The sequence below is a fragment of the Alcanivorax sp. HI0044 genome, from assembly GCF_001634945.1.
The window spans coordinates 15,952-34,176 of sequence record NZ_LWEZ01001206.1 but is presented as its reverse complement, the minus strand read 5'-3'; the positions used below and the strand labels follow the sequence as shown (position 1 = coordinate 34,176).

Annotated in this window: 14 protein-coding genes; 8 read left to right on the top strand and 6 right to left on the bottom strand. The window is 57.4% G+C overall.

Going from position 1 to position 18,225, the window contains the following annotated elements:
* The 3 genes from A3730_RS16670 to A3730_RS16660 all read left to right on the top strand — a co-directional run.
* On the top strand, positions 1 to 279 hold a 279-nt coding region (locus A3730_RS16670), incomplete at its 5' end, for a type II toxin-antitoxin system ParD family antitoxin (protein ID WP_369819088.1).
* Positions 279 to 575 carry a type II toxin-antitoxin system RelE/ParE family toxin gene (locus A3730_RS16665; RefSeq protein WP_063518823.1) on the top strand — a complete coding sequence of 99 codons (297 nt, stop codon included), beginning with the start codon at positions 279 to 281 and terminating at the stop codon, positions 573 to 575. The genes A3730_RS16670 and A3730_RS16665, both read left to right, overlap by 1 nt.
* 364 nt (positions 576 to 939) lie before the next feature.
* Positions 940 to 1,305 (top strand): hypothetical protein, encoded by a 366-nt coding sequence (locus A3730_RS16660; protein WP_063520257.1) that lies wholly within the window; start codon positions 940 to 942, stop codon positions 1,303 to 1,305.
* A 117-nt stretch (positions 1,306 to 1,422) separates the two neighbouring features.
* Here A3730_RS16660 and A3730_RS16655 read toward each other — a convergent pair whose 3' ends face one another.
* The 3 genes from A3730_RS16655 to A3730_RS16645 form a co-directional block, all read right to left on the bottom strand.
* On the bottom strand, positions 1,423 to 2,793 hold the full coding sequence (locus A3730_RS16655; RefSeq protein ID WP_063520258.1) for an oxygenase MpaB family protein: 1,371 nt from the start codon (positions 2,791 to 2,793) through the stop codon (positions 1,423 to 1,425).
* Between the two features lie 251 nt (positions 2,794 to 3,044).
* Positions 3,045 to 3,641, bottom strand: a complete 597-nt coding sequence (locus A3730_RS16650; RefSeq protein ID WP_063520259.1) for an HD domain-containing protein — start codon at positions 3,639 to 3,641, stop codon at positions 3,045 to 3,047.
* Between the two features lie 10 nt (positions 3,642 to 3,651).
* Entirely contained in the window at positions 3,652 to 4,437 is a 786-nt protein-coding gene (locus A3730_RS16645; protein WP_063520260.1) for a class II aldolase/adducin family protein, read from the bottom strand.
* Positions 4,438 to 4,565: 128 nt separating this feature from the next.
* Between A3730_RS16645 and A3730_RS16640 the strand changes: the two genes are divergently transcribed.
* Entirely contained in the window at positions 4,566 to 5,258 is a 693-nt protein-coding gene (locus A3730_RS16640; RefSeq protein ID WP_063520261.1) for a Crp/Fnr family transcriptional regulator, read from the top strand.
* A gap of 231 nt (positions 5,259 to 5,489) precedes the next feature.
* On the opposite strand, the gene metG is transcribed toward A3730_RS16640, so the two are convergent.
* Positions 5,490 to 7,523, bottom strand: coding sequence for a methionine--tRNA ligase (gene metG, locus A3730_RS16635; protein WP_063520262.1), 2,034 nt, complete (start codon positions 7,521 to 7,523; stop codon positions 5,490 to 5,492).
* A 472-nt stretch (positions 7,524 to 7,995) separates the two neighbouring features.
* On the opposite strand from metG, the gene A3730_RS16630 reads away from it, so the two are divergent.
* Positions 7,996 to 10,095 (top strand): ATP-binding protein, encoded by a 2,100-nt coding sequence (locus tag A3730_RS16630; RefSeq protein WP_063538485.1) that lies wholly within the window; start codon positions 7,996 to 7,998, stop codon positions 10,093 to 10,095.
* A 306-nt stretch (positions 10,096 to 10,401) separates the two neighbouring features.
* Here A3730_RS16630 and A3730_RS16625 read toward each other — a convergent pair whose 3' ends face one another.
* A complete protein-coding gene (locus A3730_RS16625) occupies positions 10,402 to 13,185 on the bottom strand; it encodes a hybrid sensor histidine kinase/response regulator (protein ID WP_063538484.1) in 2,784 nt (927 codons plus the stop codon).
* Between the two features lie 95 nt (positions 13,186 to 13,280).
* Between A3730_RS16625 and A3730_RS16620 the strand changes: the two genes are divergently transcribed.
* Together A3730_RS16620 and A3730_RS16615 are read left to right on the top strand one after the other, a co-directional pair.
* Positions 13,281 to 14,693, top strand: coding sequence for an alkaline phosphatase D family protein (locus tag A3730_RS16620; RefSeq protein ID WP_063520063.1), 1,413 nt, complete (start codon positions 13,281 to 13,283; stop codon positions 14,691 to 14,693).
* A 280-nt stretch (positions 14,694 to 14,973) separates the two neighbouring features.
* Positions 14,974 to 15,288 (top strand): DUF2288 domain-containing protein, encoded by a 315-nt coding sequence (locus A3730_RS16615; protein WP_063518554.1) that lies wholly within the window; start codon positions 14,974 to 14,976, stop codon positions 15,286 to 15,288.
* Between the two features lie 135 nt (positions 15,289 to 15,423).
* On the opposite strand, the gene A3730_RS16610 is transcribed toward A3730_RS16615, so the two are convergent.
* Positions 15,424 to 16,437 carry an AraC family transcriptional regulator gene (locus A3730_RS16610; protein WP_063520062.1) on the bottom strand — a complete coding sequence of 338 codons (1,014 nt, stop codon included), beginning with the start codon at positions 16,435 to 16,437 and terminating at the stop codon, positions 15,424 to 15,426.
* A 252-nt stretch (positions 16,438 to 16,689) separates the two neighbouring features.
* Here A3730_RS16610 and A3730_RS16605 point away from each other — a divergent pair, with 252 nt between their 5' ends.
* The gene (locus A3730_RS16605) at positions 16,690 to 18,225 is read left to right on the top strand and encodes a parallel beta-helix domain-containing protein (RefSeq protein ID WP_063520061.1); all 1,536 of its coding nucleotides are present in this window, start codon (positions 16,690 to 16,692) and stop codon (positions 18,223 to 18,225) included.

Here is an 18,225-nt window from a genome sequence, read left to right as displayed (position 1 = left end):
TCTGCCATGTTAGGAGCACCAGCCATGAGCATGCACCGGAAAACCATCACGCTGACCGAACAGCAAGACGGCTGGGTGAAAGCCCAGATTGAAAGCGGCCACTTTGGCAACGATAGTGAGTACATCCGCGATCTCATCCGAAGGGACCAACAGACCAAAGAACGTCTTGCCATGCTGAGGCAAGCCCTCGCTGAGGGTGAGTCCAGCGGGGAACCGAAACCGTTGGATATAACGGCTATCAAGGCGGCTGGCCGTAAGCGGATTAAGGCTGCCGATTAGTGCTTACGTTGAACGTCACGCCGAGGGCGGAATCCGATTTTATTGGGATTTGGGTGTATGCCTGTGAGGAATGGGGCGTTGATCAGGCGGATAATTACGTGGATCGGCTTGAGGCCGGCATGAAACGGCTGATTGATCATCCATCGCTTGGCGCGAACTACGACCATGTTTTTTCTGGGTATAGCAAATTACAGGTCGAGCATCACGTTGTTTTTTATCGACTGCTTGAGTCGGAAGTGCTTGTTGTTCGTGTGTTGCACGAGGCCATGGATGCACCGGAAAGGCTTCTGGAGTAGTCGGAGTTATATTTTCGGCGCGGCTTAAAAATTTCCATCCTGCACCGTGCTGTTGTCTCCCAATAAGTAGCTGCACTCGGAAAATTACTCGCTGCGCTCCTGATTTTCCAGAATCAATAGGGCCAGGGCTCCCATTGGCTCTTCGGCTTTCGGGAATCAAGATGTTGAGCGTGCCTCCGTTTTTCCCTGACCTTTCGGCTTGTGATAAACCTTGTCGATTAGGCCTTTCAGGCTCTCTGTGCCCTTGGGTGAATTCGGCCTTCCTGAATGTGCGGCGATGTGGGGTTGCTGGCTGTGCCGCTGCGAATGAAACCCCGCCTTGTTGTGGTACAGTGGCCACAAAATCCCAACCCGGACCCTGCCTATGCTCGTCTACCTTCTGGTCGCCTGCGATCGCCTTGATGAAAAGCAGGAAAAGAAGCTCAAGCGTAACCTGGTTGATCTGCAAGCTGCGTTGCAGGCGTATGTGGATGCCAATGAAGTGGCCACGCTGATAGATGACTGTGAGAGTGAGGAGTGTGAGGACTGGGTGCTTGGCATTAGCCTGCCGGTGAAGAAAAAGATCGGGCTCAAGGAGCCGGTGAATCTGTTTAATGACCTGGCCAAGCAATTCAACATTGATTGTGAGGTAGGGTCGATTGACGACGATCAGCGAGACCCGGTGAGTTATTTTGGTAAGCGGGAAGGCGTCGGAGATGCGTTTTTGATTGCGGAGTATTTGGGGGTGTGACGTACTTGTCGGATTACGCCTTTCAGGCTCTCTGTGCCCTTGGGTGAATTCGACCTACAAAAACCGTGCTTCGTAGGTCGGGTTAGGCGTAGCCGTAACCCGACACCTGCGCCGCCTTCAGGCGGCGGTTTCCTGTTTGCTTTCCTGTGTTGTTGGGGCGTACTGATTGGCGTCGGTGGTGTATTCCGCGTGGCCATAGTCCACCAATAGTTCCTTGATTCTCTTCACCAGTATTTTGTCCGCCAGCTTGTTGGCCACCGGGATATCCTGCAGCGTTCGGTAGGCGATCAGGCGTGGCACCACGAACAGGTTGCCCACGGTGAACAGGGCATAATCTATCAGGCGGGGCTCCACGCCCATTTCTTTTGCTTTCGATTTGTCTTTGCGGCCCAGGAATGCCTGGGTAAAGAAGACTTTGGAGAAGCTGCGTTCCACCCGGTTGTGCACTTTGCTGATCAGCTTTTCGTCCTTGGGGCGGTAGACCGACATGGTGGCGCGGGTCAGTTCGCCGCAGGTCTCGTCATCGTAGCCTTCGCGCAGGGTGCCGGAGTAGGTGAGCATGGTGTCGATGATGTCCGGTGCCTCGGCGGGCAGCAGTTCTTCGGGCAGGCCCAGCAGGAAGCATTCATAGCGGGACAGCTCGACGATGGCACGCTCGTTGGCGGTGAAATGTTTACGCCCTTTGCGCAGCGCCTTGAAGGCGGTTAGGTAGGCGGGCATGGTGCCGGCGGGCATCTGGTCTACCTGGGGGATGGGAATGCCATAGACGGCCGGGTCCCAGGGGCCACCCTTGTCGGTGGTGGCACGCTTGATGATGTTGAAGCGCACCATGGAGTGCATCAGGCGGACCATGGCGGCGGCCTTGAAGCCGGGGCCAAAGCGTTCCAGTGCGCCGGGCAGGGTGGCGGTGGTGAAGAAGCTGGCGGTTTCGTTGATGCGCTGGTTCACCGAGTCGTTGGCCAGGGTGCCGGTAATGGCCATGGGCAGGCCGGAGTATTTGTTCATGAAGGTGGCGACGAAGGCGCCACGAATCACGTAGGGGGCCAGGTTCACCATCTGGTTACGACTGAGGCGCGCGCCTTCGCGGACCAGCTCCATGTCCACCCAGTCCGGGGTGGTTTCCATGGCGGTGATGAAATCAATCAGCTCCTGGGGAGCATTATCCACGGCTTCCAGGCCTTCATCGCAGGCTTTCTTGAGCATAGTGATCAGGTTGCGAAAGCCGTATTCCGGCATTAGCGCGGCATAGGCATCGGAGACGGTATCGCCGAGCAGGGTGTAGGCCCGGGCGCGTTCCACTTTTTCCTTGTCGGCAAGAATGCCGGCGCGGTATTTGCGGGAAAACTTCTCGGGCAGGGCGCTGCGGGTGTTGATGTCGTCGGTAAAACGTTCCGGGGTGACATCAAAATCAATATCGCCATACAGGGAAGGAATGCGGGTTTTCTGCGCGCGTACTTTTTCCCAAAGTGCATCCAGTGACTGTGCCATCACTAACCTCTAAAAAAACGGCATTTAATGTATGTATACATTGGGTTTACGGTTTGTCGGTGACAATGGCAGGAAAGCACAATCGTGAGAACTTGTTGGTTTTTGGCCTGAATGGACAGAGAGAAATGAACGCAGGGGAAACACAGGGGAGGGGTCTGTTTTTCTTGGGGAGACGGTAGTGGCGATAGTGTTTATTCGGGCGGTGAGGCCCTCTCCCGATGACGGAAGAGGGCCACCTGGGGATGATGCGACTAGCCTTGTTCCGCCATGGCTTCCTTGTAGAGAGATTTGCGCGGTTCGGCGAAGACCTTGCGCAGCATGGGTTCGAAGTAATCCAGCGGCAGGATTTCTCCGTCCGGATCGAAGGCGGGGGAATCGTATTTGCTGACGAACTCCAGGGTCTGCCGATAGTGAGGGTGATCCTTGAAGTTCTCGCGCATGTCGCGATCCATGCCCAGGTAATGGAAGAAATAGTAACCCTGGAAGATGGCGTGGTGTTTCACCATCCAGTGGTTGGCATCGCTAACGAACGGTTCCAGCAGCACGGCGGCCACGTCGGCGTGGTTGAAGGTGCCCAGGGTGTCGCCGATGTCGTGCAGCAGGGCACAGACCACATACTCGTCATCCTTGCCGTCACGGTGGGCCAGGGTGGCGGTTTGCAGGCAGTGCTGAAAACGGTCGATCTTGAAACCACCGAAGTCACCTTCCAGCAGGCGCAGGTGCGTGATGATGCGATCGGACAGGCCCTTGCTGAAGTCGCCGAAGGACTTGGCGATGATCTGCCAGTCCTCGCCGGTGCCGTCCTTCATGTGGGTGAACTGGGCGCGGGGTGCGGTCATGCCATTCATGGTGCGCTCCTTATTCCGCGTAGCCGGGGTTGTTGCGGTCCAACTTGCGCAGCAGGCCGGGCCAGGCCAGGTTGCCGCCCATGCCCTTGGTCACCTGTGCCGCCTGTTGCTTGATGGTGTCGACGATGCCGTCCGGGATCGGCGTCAGCGGGCGGTTGCCGGACAGGGCTTGCAGCTGGATTTCGCAGGCGCGCTGGAGGATAAACATGCCCAGGAAGGTGTCGGCGATGGTGCTGCCCACGGTGAGCAGGCCATGGTTACGCAGGATCATAAAGTTGGCGTCGCCCAGGTCGGCTTGCAGGCGCGCTTTTTCGTCATCGCGCAGGGCCACGCCTTCGTAGTCGTGATAGGCCAGGCTGGCCAGCGGAAACAGGCTTTGTTGCGACAGGGCCAGTAAACCTTCCTGCTGGGCGGAGACGGCGACGCCGGCGGTGGTGTGGGTGTGCATGACACAGGCGGCATCGTCGCGCACGGCGTGGATAGCACTGTGGATGGTGAACCCGGCCGGGTTGATGTCGTAATCGCTGTCGTCGAGCTTGTTACCTTCCTGATCCACGCGCACCAGGCTGGAGGCGGTGATCTCGTCGAACATCATGCCGTAGGGGTTGATCAGGAAATGATGCTCGTCGCCGGGGATGCGGGCGGACAGGTGGGTAAAGATAAGATCATCCCAGCCGTGCAGGGCGATGAGCCGGTAGGCGGCGGCGAGATCCACGCGCAGCTGCCATTCTTCGGCGCTGACGCTGCCTTTCCTGGAGGGGACGGTAGCTGGGTTAATATTGACCTGGCTGTTCATGTAGCGCTCTCCCGTTGTGTGGGTCTTATTGGGGTCAGGGACCCTTATTTAAGGTAATCGATTTTCCAATCCCTTGAGTGTAGGCCCGGGGTTAGGGAGAAAACTGTCAACTGGTTTACAATTGCTCCATGACGGATGCCTACACGGTGCTGCGGCACTGCCCCTTACTGGCCGGATTTCCCGATGCTGCCCTGCATGAAGCGGCGCGGCACGCCCGGGTGCGTTCGTTTCAGGCCAACCAGCCGATTTATGAGAAGGGCGAACCCCAGTCCAACCTGTGTGTGATTGCCGAGGGCCTGGTGCGGATCAGTTCGGTGAATGCCCAGGGGCAGGAAGCGGTACTGATCATTTTTGACAGCGGTACCTGGTTTGGCGATGCGGTGTTTTCCCCCGGTACCGGGCGGGTCTATGGCGCCACGGCCCATGAGGCAGCGGTGCTGGTGGAAGTGCCGGGCCCGTTTTTCCGTGAGCTACTGCAACGTTACCCGCAAAGCTACCCGGTGGTGCTGGATCTGATCAGCCAGCGGCTGTGGTCCGCCATCTCCATGATCGAGGAAGACGCGCTGCGCGGCACCCAGGCACGGATAGGGCAGCGCTTGTTGTTCCTGTCGCAAATGCAACGCGGCGGCAAGCCGGAGGGTGGGCCGGTGACGGTGCGTCTGACCCGTGAACATATTGCCAACATGATGGGGATGACTCGTCAGGGCGTGCACCGGACGCTCAAGGCGTTTGAGGCGCAGGGGCTGATCACGCTGGGCTACGGGCGCATCACGATCGAAGATGAGGCGGCGCTGCGGGAACACTTGGCGACGTTGAATTGATGCTAAGCAGGATGTCGGATTCCGCCTTTCAGGCTCTCTGTGCCCTTGGGTGAATTCAACCTGCTCACTCACACTTGTAGACGCTCGGCCAGATGAGAGGGGGGTGGGAAGTCATGCTTGCATGACCAAGAGGCGTGCTCAGCACCACCTGATTATTCGCGATGCAAGCATCGCTTCCCACAGTAGAATGAAGGCGCCTCTGCGTCAGGCATCCGGCGCCGAGCTTTCACCCTAGCGCACTTCCATGCCCGGTTCGGCGCCACTGTCCGGGCTGAGGATGTGAATGTCATCCCCGCCGGGGCCGGCGGCCAGTACCATGCCTTCGGAGACGCCGAACTTCATCTTGCGCGGTGCCAGGTTGGCGACCAGGACGACCAGTTTGCCTTCCAGCTCTTGCGGTGCGTAACGCGATTTGATGCCGGCGAAGACGTTGCGCTCGCCCAGCTCGCCCACGTCCAGTGTCAGCTGCAGCAGCTTGTCGGCGCCTTCCACGTGAGCCGCCTTGGCTACACGGGCCACGCGCAGTTTCACCTTGAGAAAATCATCAATGCTGATGGTTTCGTCGTCGGCATCCGCTTTTTTCGCGTCTGCTTTTTTGGGCTTGTCGGCAACCTGTGCCGGCGTACTGTCCTTGGAATCCGCCAGCATGGCTTCCACCTGCGTCATGTCGATACGGTTGAGCAGGGGTTTGAACTTGGCGATTTCATGGCCCAGCAGCAACTGGCCTGCGTCGGCCCAGGTAAGTGGCTCCACCTGCATGAAGGCTTCTGCACGCTCGGCCAAAGCCGGCAAGACCGGTTTCAGGTAGATCACCAGCAGACGGAACACGTTGATGGCGGTGCTGCAGATGGCCAGCACTTCCTGTTCTTTTCCTTCTTCCTTGGCCAGGCTCCAGGGCGCCTTGTCGGCGATGTAGCCGTTGGCGTGATCGGCCAGTGCCATGATTTCACGCATGGCCTTGCCGAATTCGCGTTTCTCGTAGAAGTCGGCGATGCGTGGGCCAGCTTCCTGGACTTCGCGTACCAGCAGCATGTTGTCCAGATCGGTACTGAGCGTACCGCCGAATTTTTTCACGAAGTTGCCGGTGCGGCTGGCGATGTTGACCAGCTTGCCGACCAGATCCGAGTTCACTCGCTGGGCGAAGTCTTCCAGGTTCAGGTCGAAATCATCCACCCGGCTGGAGAGTTTGGCGGCGAAGTAGTAGCGCAGATACTCCGGGCTCAGGTGATCCAGGTAGGTGCGGGCCTTGATGAAGGTGCCGCGGGACTTGGACATCTTGGCGCCGTTCACGGTGACAAAGCCGTGGCTGTAGATGGCGGTGGGTTTACGCAACCCGGCACCGTCCAGCATGGCGGGCCAGAACAGGCCATGGAAGTTGATGATGTCCTTGCCGATGAAATGGTACAGCTCGGCGGTGGAGTCCTTGCCCCAGTAATCGTCGAAGTTCAGGCCTTCGCGATCACAGTAGTTCTGGAAGCTGGCCATGTAGCCGATGGGTGCATCCAGCCACACGTAGAAATATTTGCCCGGGTAGCCGGGGATCTCGAAGCCGAAGTAGGGGGCTTCACGGGAGATATCCCAGGGCTGCAGGTCTTCGATCCATTCCTGCAGTTTGTTGGCCACTTGTTCCTGCAGGGCGCCGGAGCGGGTCCACTCGCGCAGCAGAGGCTCGAACTTGGGCAGGTCGAAGAACAGCTGGGTGGTTTCTTTTTCCACCGGCGTGGCGCCGCTGACCGAGGAGTAGGGATCGATCAACTCTGCCGGCGTATAGGTTGCGCCACAGACTTCGCAGTTGTCGCCGTACTGGTCTTCGCTCTTGCACTTGGGGCAGGTGCCCTTGACGAAGCGATCGGCGAGGAACATGCCTTTCTGCGGGTCGTACAGCTGGGTAATGGTCTTTTCCAGGATGTAGCCGGCATCCTTGTTGCGCTGGAAAACCATTTCCGACAGCGCCCGGTTCTCGGCGCTGTGGGTGCTGTAATAGTTGTCGAAGTTCACCTGGAAATCGGCGAAGTCCCGCTCGTGGTCCGCCTTCACCTGGGCAATCTGCTGTTCCGGAGTGACGCCGTTTTCCTCGGCCTTGAGCATGATGGCGGTGCCATGGGCATCGTCAGCGCAGACATAGGTACACTGCTGGCCACGGAGTTTCTGGAAGCGAACCCAGATGTCGGTCTGGATGTATTCCAGCAAATGACCCAGGTGAATGGGGCCATTGGCATAGGGAAGGGCACTGGTGACCAGTATCTTGCGGGGAGTGTCACTCATGGGAACGGCGTCGTTTTTCCAAAAAATGGGTGGCCTATGATACGGGGGCTGCCGGGGTTTTTCATCCTGTGTTCTCCACAAGCTGCGAGTCAGGTGCTGCGAGCCCCCTGACGGCCATACGGAGAACGGCACCGCTGGAGTGGACAAGCGTTGTGGCGGTGCGGCGATGTGCTAGGGTCTGTTCACACTCATTCCATGCTCCCTGTTGCGGCCCAAAATGCGCCAATCCAGGCGCGAGGAGAGATGTTTGGTGTCTCCAAATGAGCGACGAGCAACAACGAGTGGCGCATTTTGGGCCTCAACCCGAAGGGCTGGGCCCTTTTTCCGCCCAGCAGTCCCAACCTTTACTTATGTAGAACAACTACACTGCGTATCGGTTGGAACATCTGGACAAAAAAATGACGCCAGCAGGGACCACGGAATGAGTGTGAACAGACCCTAGTGTCTGCGGTTAGTCTTGAGGGAGTGGGCAATGTCGCTGAGAGTTCGTATTCGCTGGTTGCTGGTGGTTTCTGCGGCTATCTGTGTGGCGCTGGCAACGGTGGCCCTGTATTGGGTGAATCTGTCGTTGGTGGATACCCTCGCGGAGCGCAATGCGGAACGTGAGCTGGGCAAGGTGGAAGCCGCTTTCCTGGATCAGCTGTCGGTGTTGCGGGTACGGGCGCAGGACTGGAGCCAGCAGCCTGAGCAGGCACCGGTGAATCAGGGGGGCGTTGGTCACCTGGACCTGATGATGGCGCTGGATAACGATGTCATTCGCTGGGATAACGGGGAGCCGGGAGTGGATTCGCCGGTGTTCGAGACCCTGGCGCGGCGTTTCACCGAACAAGGTTGTATGCCTATTTGGGGGGTGGTGAAGGTAGACGGCAGGCCATTGCTGTTTAGTACTGCGGTGGAAAATGGTTGCCAGGCCTATCTGTTGGGCGTGTGGTTGGACAGTGGCTGGTTGAGTTACCTGTCCGAGCGGGTAGGGCGTGCCTTGTTCGTGCAGGAAGCCCAGGGTGATGGTCCGGTGAGTCGCGGCCTGGGCGAGGTGGAGGGGGGGCAGTTACAGGGACGTTTCCCTATTCCGGATTTCCTTGGGGAGACGCCGTTGGAGGTGATTGTCGAAATTCCCCATGACGGTTACCAGAGCATGCTCTATGCAGTCTTGTTGGTGGCGCTGATTATGGTGGTGCTGACCGCGATTACCGTGTTCGTGATTAATTGCCGCATTCAACCCATGCTGTTTGGGCGTTTGAATTTGGTGCATAACGCGGTGCGTTCGATTGCCCGCGGCGGTGCTCTGGATCAGCGTGTGCCAGTACTGGGAAGCGATGAAATTGGTGCACTGGCGGAAGACTTCAATGCCATGGTGGACAGCATTCACCATGCCCAGATCCAGTTGGCGGAAGCGAGGATGCAGGCCGAAGATGCCAGCCAGACCAAAAGCCAGTTTCTGGCCAATATCAGCCATGAAATCCGCACGCCAATGACGGCCATTCTCGGTTACACCGAATTATTGCGCGATGGCTCGCTCGGGGCGGCAGACAAGCGGCGTTATCTGACCATCATCCAGCACAACGGGGATGCGTTGCTGGCGCTGATTAATGATGTGCTTGATCTGTCACGGATTGAGGCAGGTCAATTGCACCCGGAGCAACGGCTGTTCTCTGTAAGGGTACTGTTCGATGAAATCATCGACAGCCTGCAGTTGCGTGCTATTGAAAAAGACATTGCCTTGCGTATTGATTACCTGGCAGACATGCCGCCGACGGTCAGTGGTGATGCGTTTCGCTTGCGCCAGATACTGGTCAATTTGATTGGCAATGCGGTGAAATTCACCGAGCAGGGGCAGGTGCATGTGCGAGTTAACTGGGATGAAGAGACGTCGCGCCTGACTGTATCAGTGGAAGATACCGGGATCGGCATCAGTGAAAGCGAGCTGAACCGTATCTTTCAGCCTTTCTCCCAGGCAGACGCATCGCATACCCGTCGCTATACCGGTACCGGTCTGGGGTTGAGTATTGCCCGGCAATTGGCCCGCGCCCAGGACGGGGATATTCAGGTCTTCAGCACCTTGAATCAGGGGAGTCGTTTTGTGCTGGAGATACCATTGGTGCGGGCCTGTCACACGGCTCCACCGGTCTCTGGTGACAGGCAGGATAACCTGCCGGCTTCTCAGGGGGCGTTGGCTTCACTGGATGGTATGCGTGCGTTGCTGGTGGAAGATAACGCAGTGAATCGTCTATTTGTGCGCAAGGTGCTGGAACAGGCGGGCATGCAGGTGACAGAAGCGGAGCATGGGAAAGAAGCCTGCGCGGCCTTTCAGGTGGCCGACGGCGCTTACGATCTGGTTGTGCTGGATATGCAGATGCCGGTGATGGATGGCTATGAAACTGCCCAGGCCCTGCGTGACCGGGGGTATGGCGGCCCCCTATTGGCGCTGACGGCCAACGTGCTGGCGGTGGATCGCCAGCGTTGTCTGGACGCCGGTTGTGATGCCTTTCTGGGTAAGCCGGTACGGATGAGGGAGCTGCTGGCGGTGTGCGCGCAACTCCTTAACCCCTCAACGGTTTCCGTTAGCCGGTAATGTCTCTGGAGACCTGGGGAACCTCTGAATAACTCCTTGCATGCTCAGCGTGACCTGGAGCGTACAGCTGTTGTGTCTTGTCTCGACGGTAAGGGTGGCTCCCTTTCCTGGAGACAGGGCGCAGCAGATGTGCGCTCCAGGCCGCGCCCTTCGGGTTTTCCAGGCTGACCCGCACTCGTTGTTGCGCTTTTTCGATGGATGGACATATCTCGATCCCAGTTAGGGGACACCTTCAAAAACGCGCCCTCTGTGCCCCGAATGGGGTATAGATTGCGAGCCAGCCTGAAAGACTGAGCACGTAAGGCGTTATCCAGAGGTTCCCTGGCCACGCCTGAGTGCATCGTGGACTTGCTGCTGGGATACCGGTTTGCTGAGGTAATCATCGACCCCGGCGTCGCGAGCTTTTTGTACATAATCGCCGGTGGCATGGGCCGACAGGGCAATGATCCAGCAGTGCGGAGGTGTTTCCAGAGCGGCCTCCAGGGCACGAATCTCCCGGGTGGCCTGGTAGCCGTCCATCACCGGCATTTCGCAATCCATGAAGATGATATCCCAATGATCCGGGCGGTTGCGGACTTGCTCTACGGCTTGTGCGCCGTCGCTGACCAGCGTGGCATGGATACCTAACGATTTGAGGATGCTGTCGATCACCAGCTGGTTAACGGCATTGTCCTCCGCCACGATCACCTTGAGCATATTGGCGCGATCCAAGCGGATCAGGGGTTCTTTTGCGGTGGAGGGTGCGCGCGCTTCGTCGGGGCCGGTGAGCAGGCTGCGTTTCAGCGCCTGACAGGAAAAGGGCGTTTCTATCAGTAGCAGATCTTCCGGCAGGGTGCCGCTGAGGGGCTGGCCGGTGGGGTGCAACAGCACCAGGGCCGGGTTATCGAAGTGAGTGCGCAGGCGTTCCACGTAGTGGGGATTCTCCAATACCGACAGTTCTGCGATCAGATAGTCCACGGGCTGGCCGGGGCTGGCCGGATCAAGCGCTGTTATGACGTCGCGGTATTCCAGCGTTTTGGCGCCCCAGCGGCTGAGAATTTGTGACAGGCTAAGCAGTTGTGGGGCGGTGCTGGAAATGATGGCGGCGGTACGATTTGCCAGCACCGGTTGCTTCTGAACTTTTTCCACTTCCACCGGCAGGGATAACCAGAACGTGGCTCCACGGCCCAGAGAGCTGGAGACGCCGATATCGCCGCCGAGCAGCTCGATCAACCGTTTGCAGATCACCAGCCCGAGGCCGGCGCCGTTGTGCTTGCCCTTGGCAGACAGATCGCTGAAAGCCTGGAACAGTGACGACTGCTGGCCTTCATCCAGGCCTATCCCGGTATCGACCACTTCAATCATCAGCACGCACATGCCCTTGTTATTCACCGGTTGCTTCAGGTTTACATGCAGGGCGACGTGACCACGCTCGGTAAATTTGAAGGCATTGCTGAGCAGGTTGGTAATGATTTGCTTGAGGCGGATCGGATCGGTCTTGATGCGCTCTGGCACCCGACTGTCGATATGAATGTACAGCGGCAGGGATTTTTCGCTGGAGCGTAGTGCAAACAGGCGCACGCAATCATCGACGATGTTTTCCAGCGCGATGGGCTGGTAATCCAGCTCCAGCTTGCCGGACTCGATTTTCGAGTAATCGAGAATATCGTTAATCACGGTCAGCAAAGACTGCGTGGACTGATAAATGGTGCCCACATATTGCGCCTGCTGGTGGGTCATGCTGGTACGGCGCAGCAGGTCGGTCATGCCCATGATGCCGTTCATGGGCGTGCGGATTTCATGGCTCATGGTGGCCAGGAATTCACTTTTGGCGTGATTTCTGGCGCCAGCCTTGAACGCTTCCATTTCCGCGATGGCGCGGTCACGCACTGAATCGGAATGGGCTTCTTTCAAGCGATTGATGCGCCGGGCCAGCGCCAGGGAAAGCAGTACGACTTCGAGAAAAACACCAATTTGAACCAGGTTTTCGGTCAGCGCATTGCGTGGAACAAAACCGTATTTATTCAGTGCCATGGCCGCTGCGCCAACAATAAAGCAGGACCAGGCGATGGTGAAAATTCGCGCATCCGGGTCGCCGCTACGGGCACGGATCAGCCCGACGAAGAAGATACTGAAATCCATCAGCAAAATGGCGCTGACGGAAATCGGAATCAGGAAGGTGCGGCTGGTAAAGGGGGCCGCGAGGAAGAGCACGGTGCCAATGCCCACCAGTAGTTGTAACCACATGGCAAGGCGCGGTGCTTTTTCCCGTAGGGATAGAAAGTGCAGGGTAAACAGTGGCGGCAGCAGCACAATCAGTGGCAGCAAGTAATGAATCATGTACTGGCTGACCAGGATGGAATGCGGCCACAGATAACGGTGGGCATAGCCGTGCAACACTGCCATGAACAGGGTGACGACGGCGGACCAGCACACATACAGCAAGTACACTTTTTCGCGAATGGAAAAGAACAGCGACAGGTTGTAGAGAATCATCACCAGCATGCCGCCGAAGAAAACTCCCTGCACCAGGCTTTGTGTTTGCACCGAGGCGTTGTAACTCTCCTGTGTCCGCAATTCCAGCGGCAGCTGGATGCTGTGCGCAGAGGCAACCTTGAGGAAAATGTCGTTGTCGGTGCCTGTGGGTAGCGTCAGCGGGAATGCGGGCGTCGGGGCTGTGCCCGGGCGTACTGAAAAATCCCGGTCCATACCGGCCTGGAAATGAGCAATGAGGGTGCCGCCGGCATCCACCTGGTAGACATCCACTTCACCGAGCATGGCGTAGTCGATTTGCAGCTGCCAGTCAGCATGAAGTCGATTAAGATTGCGAACTGAGAAACGGAACCAGCAATGATCAGTGATAAAGCCTAGATTCGGAGTGCTGGCACCGGACGGTTGCCAGGGCAGGTCGGTGCGTTGAAGAATGGCATTAATGTCAGGCGACTGATCCGCAGGCGTGCAGAAGGTGTACAGGCCCTGATAGGGGTGAATGTGTTCCTGCTGTTCGCCGATGATTTGGGTGTCCGGCCCTTTGGCTGAAGCCAGGGAAGACAGGCAAATCGAAGCAAAAGCGACGAATAAAAGCAGAGCGGCTTTCGAGTCCTTGAGCAAAGTGTCTTTATCCTGAATAGACGGGGTGACATCACCTCTATTCAGTGATGCTAGCAGCGTGAGCCGGGGGGCTCAATGCAGGGGGAGAATAACAGATGACAGGGATAGTGAACCGCTTTGCGGTGGGGCCGATTACGGGTGAGTCCGGTGTGAACCATGTGCGCCTGTTCGGTGCATTGCCGAAAGGGGAGCTGGGCGCGGGCGACAAGTTTATGTGGGGGCGAGTTCGCTGGCGCAAAGAGGGGGAAGACAGCTGGTCTGAGCCTCGTAAATTTCGCCTCAACGGGAACTTCGATGGCTCCGGGGTGGTGGTGGTTAATGGGCTTGAACCCGGTACCCGCTACCAGTATCAGGCGGGCTGGGTGCGCGCGGAGCAGGATGAGACGCCGCTGGACTGGCACGCCATTGAGAGCGGCTGTTTTTCCACCGATCAGCCCACGGCTGATCAGACAACCTTCTTGTTTGGTTCCTGTTGTTACCGGTTTGTGGGGCTCGATGGCATTATCCAGGATGATCGCGCCGACAAGATTTTTGCGGAAATGTCGGTGCAGGCAGAGCAGCACAATCCGGATTTTGTCCTGTTCGGGGGGGATCAGGTCTATGCCGATTCCATGTACAGCATTGGCGCGGCGACGACCCGGGATGATTTCGATTCCCTTTATCGGGCCAGTTTTTCCCAGAAGCACTTGGCCAAATTGCTGAGGCAAACCAACAGCTACATGATCCTGGATGATCATGAAATCGAGAATAACTGGCCAGCCAAGGCCGACGCCGAGTTATGGACGAACAAGTATCCGGCAGCGATCAAGGCGTACCAGATCTACCAGGCGTCCCATTCCCCGGCGGCGCCATTAAATGAAGCCGGTACCTATCTGGATCGCGACCCGGATAAATTCTGGTATACCTTTTCCCGTGGGCCGGCGGACTTTTTTGTAATGGATGTGCGTACCGAGCGGGTACTGAGCCGCTGGCCCTGGCAGCGCAAAATGATCAGCGAGGTGCAGGAGCAGGCCTTTGTCCAATGGCTGGACCGGGATCCCGAGCGCATCAAGGTGCTGGTGACCTCCGTAGTAATGTTCCCCGAGCAGAGGCGTCCGTTCCGTGGCAAAGATGCCTGGGAAGGCTTCCGCCATCAGCGTCAGCGGCTATTGGCAGCCATGGCGAAGAGTGCCAGCCAGAAACTGGTGGTGCTCAGCGGGGATGTGCATGCCTCTCTGTATGCAAGCTTGACACTCAATGGTGGCAAGAAGGTACACAGCTGGACGTGCTCCGGGTTGTTCTGGCCCACCGCGCTATTCGCGTTTCGTTGGTACCGGCCGATGATCCGGGTGCCAGGCTTGCTCTACAGCGGTTGGGGCCGGCCGTTAGGGCAGGTTAGCGTGCCGGGGGAAGTGTTCAGTGATAATGCCTTTTCGGTGGTGTCGTTCGATGAAAAGGGCGCTCAGTTCGCGCTGTTCGACCGTCGTAATCGGGCCGTGCCGGAGGCAAGCCGAACCATTGAATGGTGATACCGGCGTGAGGGGGCCTGATTTTGTATCTCGGGTATGGCGAAAGGCTTACATGACTTGGCGCTTTTCTCGCCTTACCTCTCGCGGGAGGTTTACCTAAAGTAGATCTCGCAAGGACGCAATGGAACACGGATGTTCGATTTCGACCCGGTACAGCTTACGCCCGCCAACCCCAAATGGCGGGCGTTTCTTTTTCTGTCTCTTGCCCCTGTCCCCGTTTCCCCTTTGATTGCCCGTAGCAGAACACCGATAATGCCTCGCTTCACAGTAGGAGTCGGTCATGTCTGAGCAAGCGGAACAGCGGGAAATCCTCAAAGCCAAACTCAACCAGGAAACCGCCAAGGCCAGCTGGCAAGAACTACAGCCGTTCTTTGCCCGTGGCCAGACGGTCTACGTGGCGCCGGAACTGGATTTGATCGAGGTGGCGCTGGCGTTTTCAGAAGATGAGGCCGAGATGATTGCCCTGTGGCGCGATAAAGCCCAGGTCGACAAGGTCACCGATGAGCAGGCTGCGGCGTGGTTTGCAGCAGATAAAGGCTTGTGGACAGTGGTGCTGCCGCCCTGGGTATTGGTGCAGCCGGAAACGGTACAGTAATCCGGCGGCCAATCACGGTTTCGGAGCGCGACAGAGTTGCCCATCGAATAGACGGGCGTAGCGCTCCTTACCCTGGATACCGTCCTCTTCTACCTTTTCTCTTCTTTCCCGCTTCTTCGTATCGTGCCCTGCGGCTTATGCGCTGGGTGTAGAGTTCTTATGCCGTGCCCGGTATTCACCGGGAGGTAATCCCAGCCAGCGTTTGAAGGCCTTGTTGAACGAAGAGGGGTCTTCATAGCCAAGCTGGTGAGCAATCTCGGCAAAACCGGCTTCACTGTAGCGGACCAGCTGTTCAGCCAATTCTGCGCGGACTTGATCGAGCAGATCCCGGAACCGGGTATGGTGTGCGTTCAGGCGTCGCTGAAGGTTGCGCACGCTCATGTTCAGGCTGCTGGCCAGTTGTTGCTGGTCATAATGGCCTTCTTCAAGCTGAAATCGCAGCCGTTCACGTATCAGGTCAATCAGGTGATGATCACGCAGTGAGTTAAGCGTCCGGTCACACTGGATCAGCGCCTGCTGGAAACGCTCATCGTCGTGGTTCGGATTGGGGCTATCCAGCACCGTGGCGGGAAACAACACCTGGTCGTACTGGCAGCCGCCAGTGACAGGCGCTTTCAATAACGCACTGAACAACTCCGTATGGGGGCTGCTTTCCTGCAGGTGCACTTTCACATCATTACTTGCCTGTACACCCAGCACCACATCAGCCAGACGCAAAAAACCACTGAGTACGGCATGGGTCTGCATGGCGTGAATCGGCATTTCGCCATTGGCAGCACAGCGAACGGCCACGTATTTGTCTTGAACATGCACGGTCACTTGCTGGGCTTCAGTCAGCAGGGGCCAGTATTGTTCCAGGACTTTCAGTGCTTGCCAGCCGTCCCGGTAATAATGCAGGGCGTCGCCTAGGGGGGCGATATCAGGAAGGAGGATCTGTTGGCCGATGCGAATGCCCATGGCCGGATCACCGAGTTTTTTTTCCGCCTGTTCGAAAAGGCGCTGTATAGCGGATGCGTCCAGGCGTTCATCATTCTCTGTCAGCAGGGAGGCGGGCAGGCTGGCGCTGGTCAATAATTCAAGCAGATCCAGGCCTTGTCTCTGCCAGTAGCGCAGGTCGCTCTGCAACATGGAAATGTGTTTGCTGAACATGAGTTGCCTCTAATATTTTATTCTTATGTCGTTGTTTTAAAACGGCATTGGTTTCTGGCGACACATTCCCTGTTTGGCTGGCGTCTGGCGCCATATGTTGCTCTCTCTCTCCCTCGTAAGGTAGCCAATTCGTACGATAGTACATCGCTCTGTGCGTAATAACGCACCAATTTGCGATAAACGTGGCGCGAAAACCTTCCATATGGTGACTTGCGTCACACTTTGGTCCTGATGTTCGGGAGAGAGATAATAATGAATGTAGATAAGAATAAATTCGTAGAAATGCCGGCGGTTCGTCTGCTGGCGCCGTTGGCCCTGGCCGTATCACTGGCCGCCTGTGGCGGCGGTGGCAGCAGCAGTGGTGGTGGCGCTACCGGTGGTGGCGAGAACCCGGTGGGGTATCAGTTCCCGCAGGATATGCCAGCCGATGTACCGCAGCAGGAAATCGCCTGCGGTGGTGAAGACGCCATCGAGCTGGATGCCAATAACATTACCGACAGCGCCAAGATTGCTTTCCTGGATGCCCAGGACGGTGACGTCATCGTCTTCCCGGAAGGGCGCTTTGACCTGAACGATACGCTGACGCTGGATGGCGAACTGGGCGGGGCACGCATTGCTGATATCACGATTTGTGGCCAGGGCATGGACAAGACCATTCTGGACTTCAGCAATTCCGTGGGTGATGACGGCCTGTTTATTACCAACATCAATGATGTGGAAGTCTACGGCCTGGCCGTGGTGGAAGCGGCCAACAATGCCATCAAGTTCCAGCATGCTGATGGTGTGCGTATCAATTATACCGCGACGGTATGGCAGGGGGAGCCGGACAAGGGCAACGGTGCTTACGGGCTGTATCCGGTAGAAAGCAGCAATGTGCTGGTGGAAAACAGCTACGTGCGCGGCTCAGCGGACGCCGGTGTCTATGTGGGTCAGTCACAGAACATTGTTGTGCGCAACAACGTGGCCGAATACAACGTGGCGGGGATCGAAATCGAGAACTCCACCGGTGCGGACATGTACAACAATATCGCCCGTTTCAATACCGGTGGTTTGCTGGTATTTGATCTGCCCATCGGTAATGGCACCTATGGTTCTGGCGTGCGGGTCTTCGGTAACACCGTGATCGAAAACAACACCAAGAACTTTGCCAATAGCAGCAGCAACCCGGGTGGTGTTCATATCGTACCGCCGGGCACCGGTGTGATCGTTCTGTCCACTGACGATGTGGAGATTTTCGATAACGAGATTGCCGATCACGATACCCTGGCGGTGGCGGTGACCAGCTTCTTTATCGCCGATGAAAATGCGGCAGGTCCCGATTATCAGACCATCATCGAAGACGGTTGGCTGCCGATTGTGCGCAATATCCATGTGCACGATAACGCCATCACCAATGCCGGTGCAGCGCCAAATGGGGCGTTGATTCAGGAGATGATTCAGTTGTTTACCCTGACCCCTGAACTGCAGTGGCCTGGCATTCTGTATGACGGTGCCGGCGAGCAGTTGGCGAATACCGGTGCTCTGATGCCATTGGGCGTTGGTCCCTATGAAGATGCCCAAAAGGTGTGTTTCCAGAATAACGGCGATACCTTGATCGGTTACCCCTACGACCCGGCTACCGCTGCCACCATGGCCGGACCGACGCTGAGCCCGGCAGTGGGCATGGATCTGCTGGATTGCAGCCAGCCCGCGCTGCCGGCGGCCACCTTGACCTTCAAGGGTGAGCAGTTTGGTTGTGGCGTGGATGACACCACCAGCGAGCACTGCAAGCCGGCCCCTGTTCTCTAA

Bases quoted from the DNA above. Each gene is read 5' to 3' on its own strand.
- A3730_RS16650 (WP_063520259.1), bottom strand. From the start codon at position 3,641: ATGAATGGCATGACCGCACCCCGCGCCCAGTTCACCCACATGAAGGAC.
- A3730_RS16630 (WP_063538485.1), top strand. From the start codon at position 7,996: ATGTCGCTGAGAGTTCGTATTCGCTGGTTGCTGGTGGTTTCTGCGGCT.
- A3730_RS16610 (WP_063520062.1), bottom strand. From the start codon at position 16,437: ATGTTCAGCAAACACATTTCCATGTTGCAGAGCGACCTGCGCTACTGG.
- A3730_RS16620 (WP_063520063.1), top strand. From the start codon at position 13,281: ATGACAGGGATAGTGAACCGCTTTGCGGTGGGGCCGATTACGGGTGAG.
- metG (WP_063520262.1), bottom strand. From the start codon at position 7,523: ATGAGTGACACTCCCCGCAAGATACTGGTCACCAGTGCCCTTCCCTAT.
- A3730_RS16640 (WP_063520261.1), top strand. From the start codon at position 4,566: ATGACGGATGCCTACACGGTGCTGCGGCACTGCCCCTTACTGGCCGGA.
- A3730_RS16605 (WP_063520061.1), top strand. From the start codon at position 16,690: ATGAATGTAGATAAGAATAAATTCGTAGAAATGCCGGCGGTTCGTCTG.
- A3730_RS16655 (WP_063520258.1), bottom strand. From the start codon at position 2,793: ATGGCACAGTCACTGGATGCACTTTGGGAAAAAGTACGCGCGCAGAAA.
- A3730_RS16660 (WP_063520257.1), top strand. From the start codon at position 940: ATGCTCGTCTACCTTCTGGTCGCCTGCGATCGCCTTGATGAAAAGCAG.
- A3730_RS16615 (WP_063518554.1), top strand. From the start codon at position 14,974: ATGTCTGAGCAAGCGGAACAGCGGGAAATCCTCAAAGCCAAACTCAAC.
- A3730_RS16645 (WP_063520260.1), bottom strand. From the start codon at position 4,437: ATGAACAGCCAGGTCAATATTAACCCAGCTACCGTCCCCTCCAGGAAA.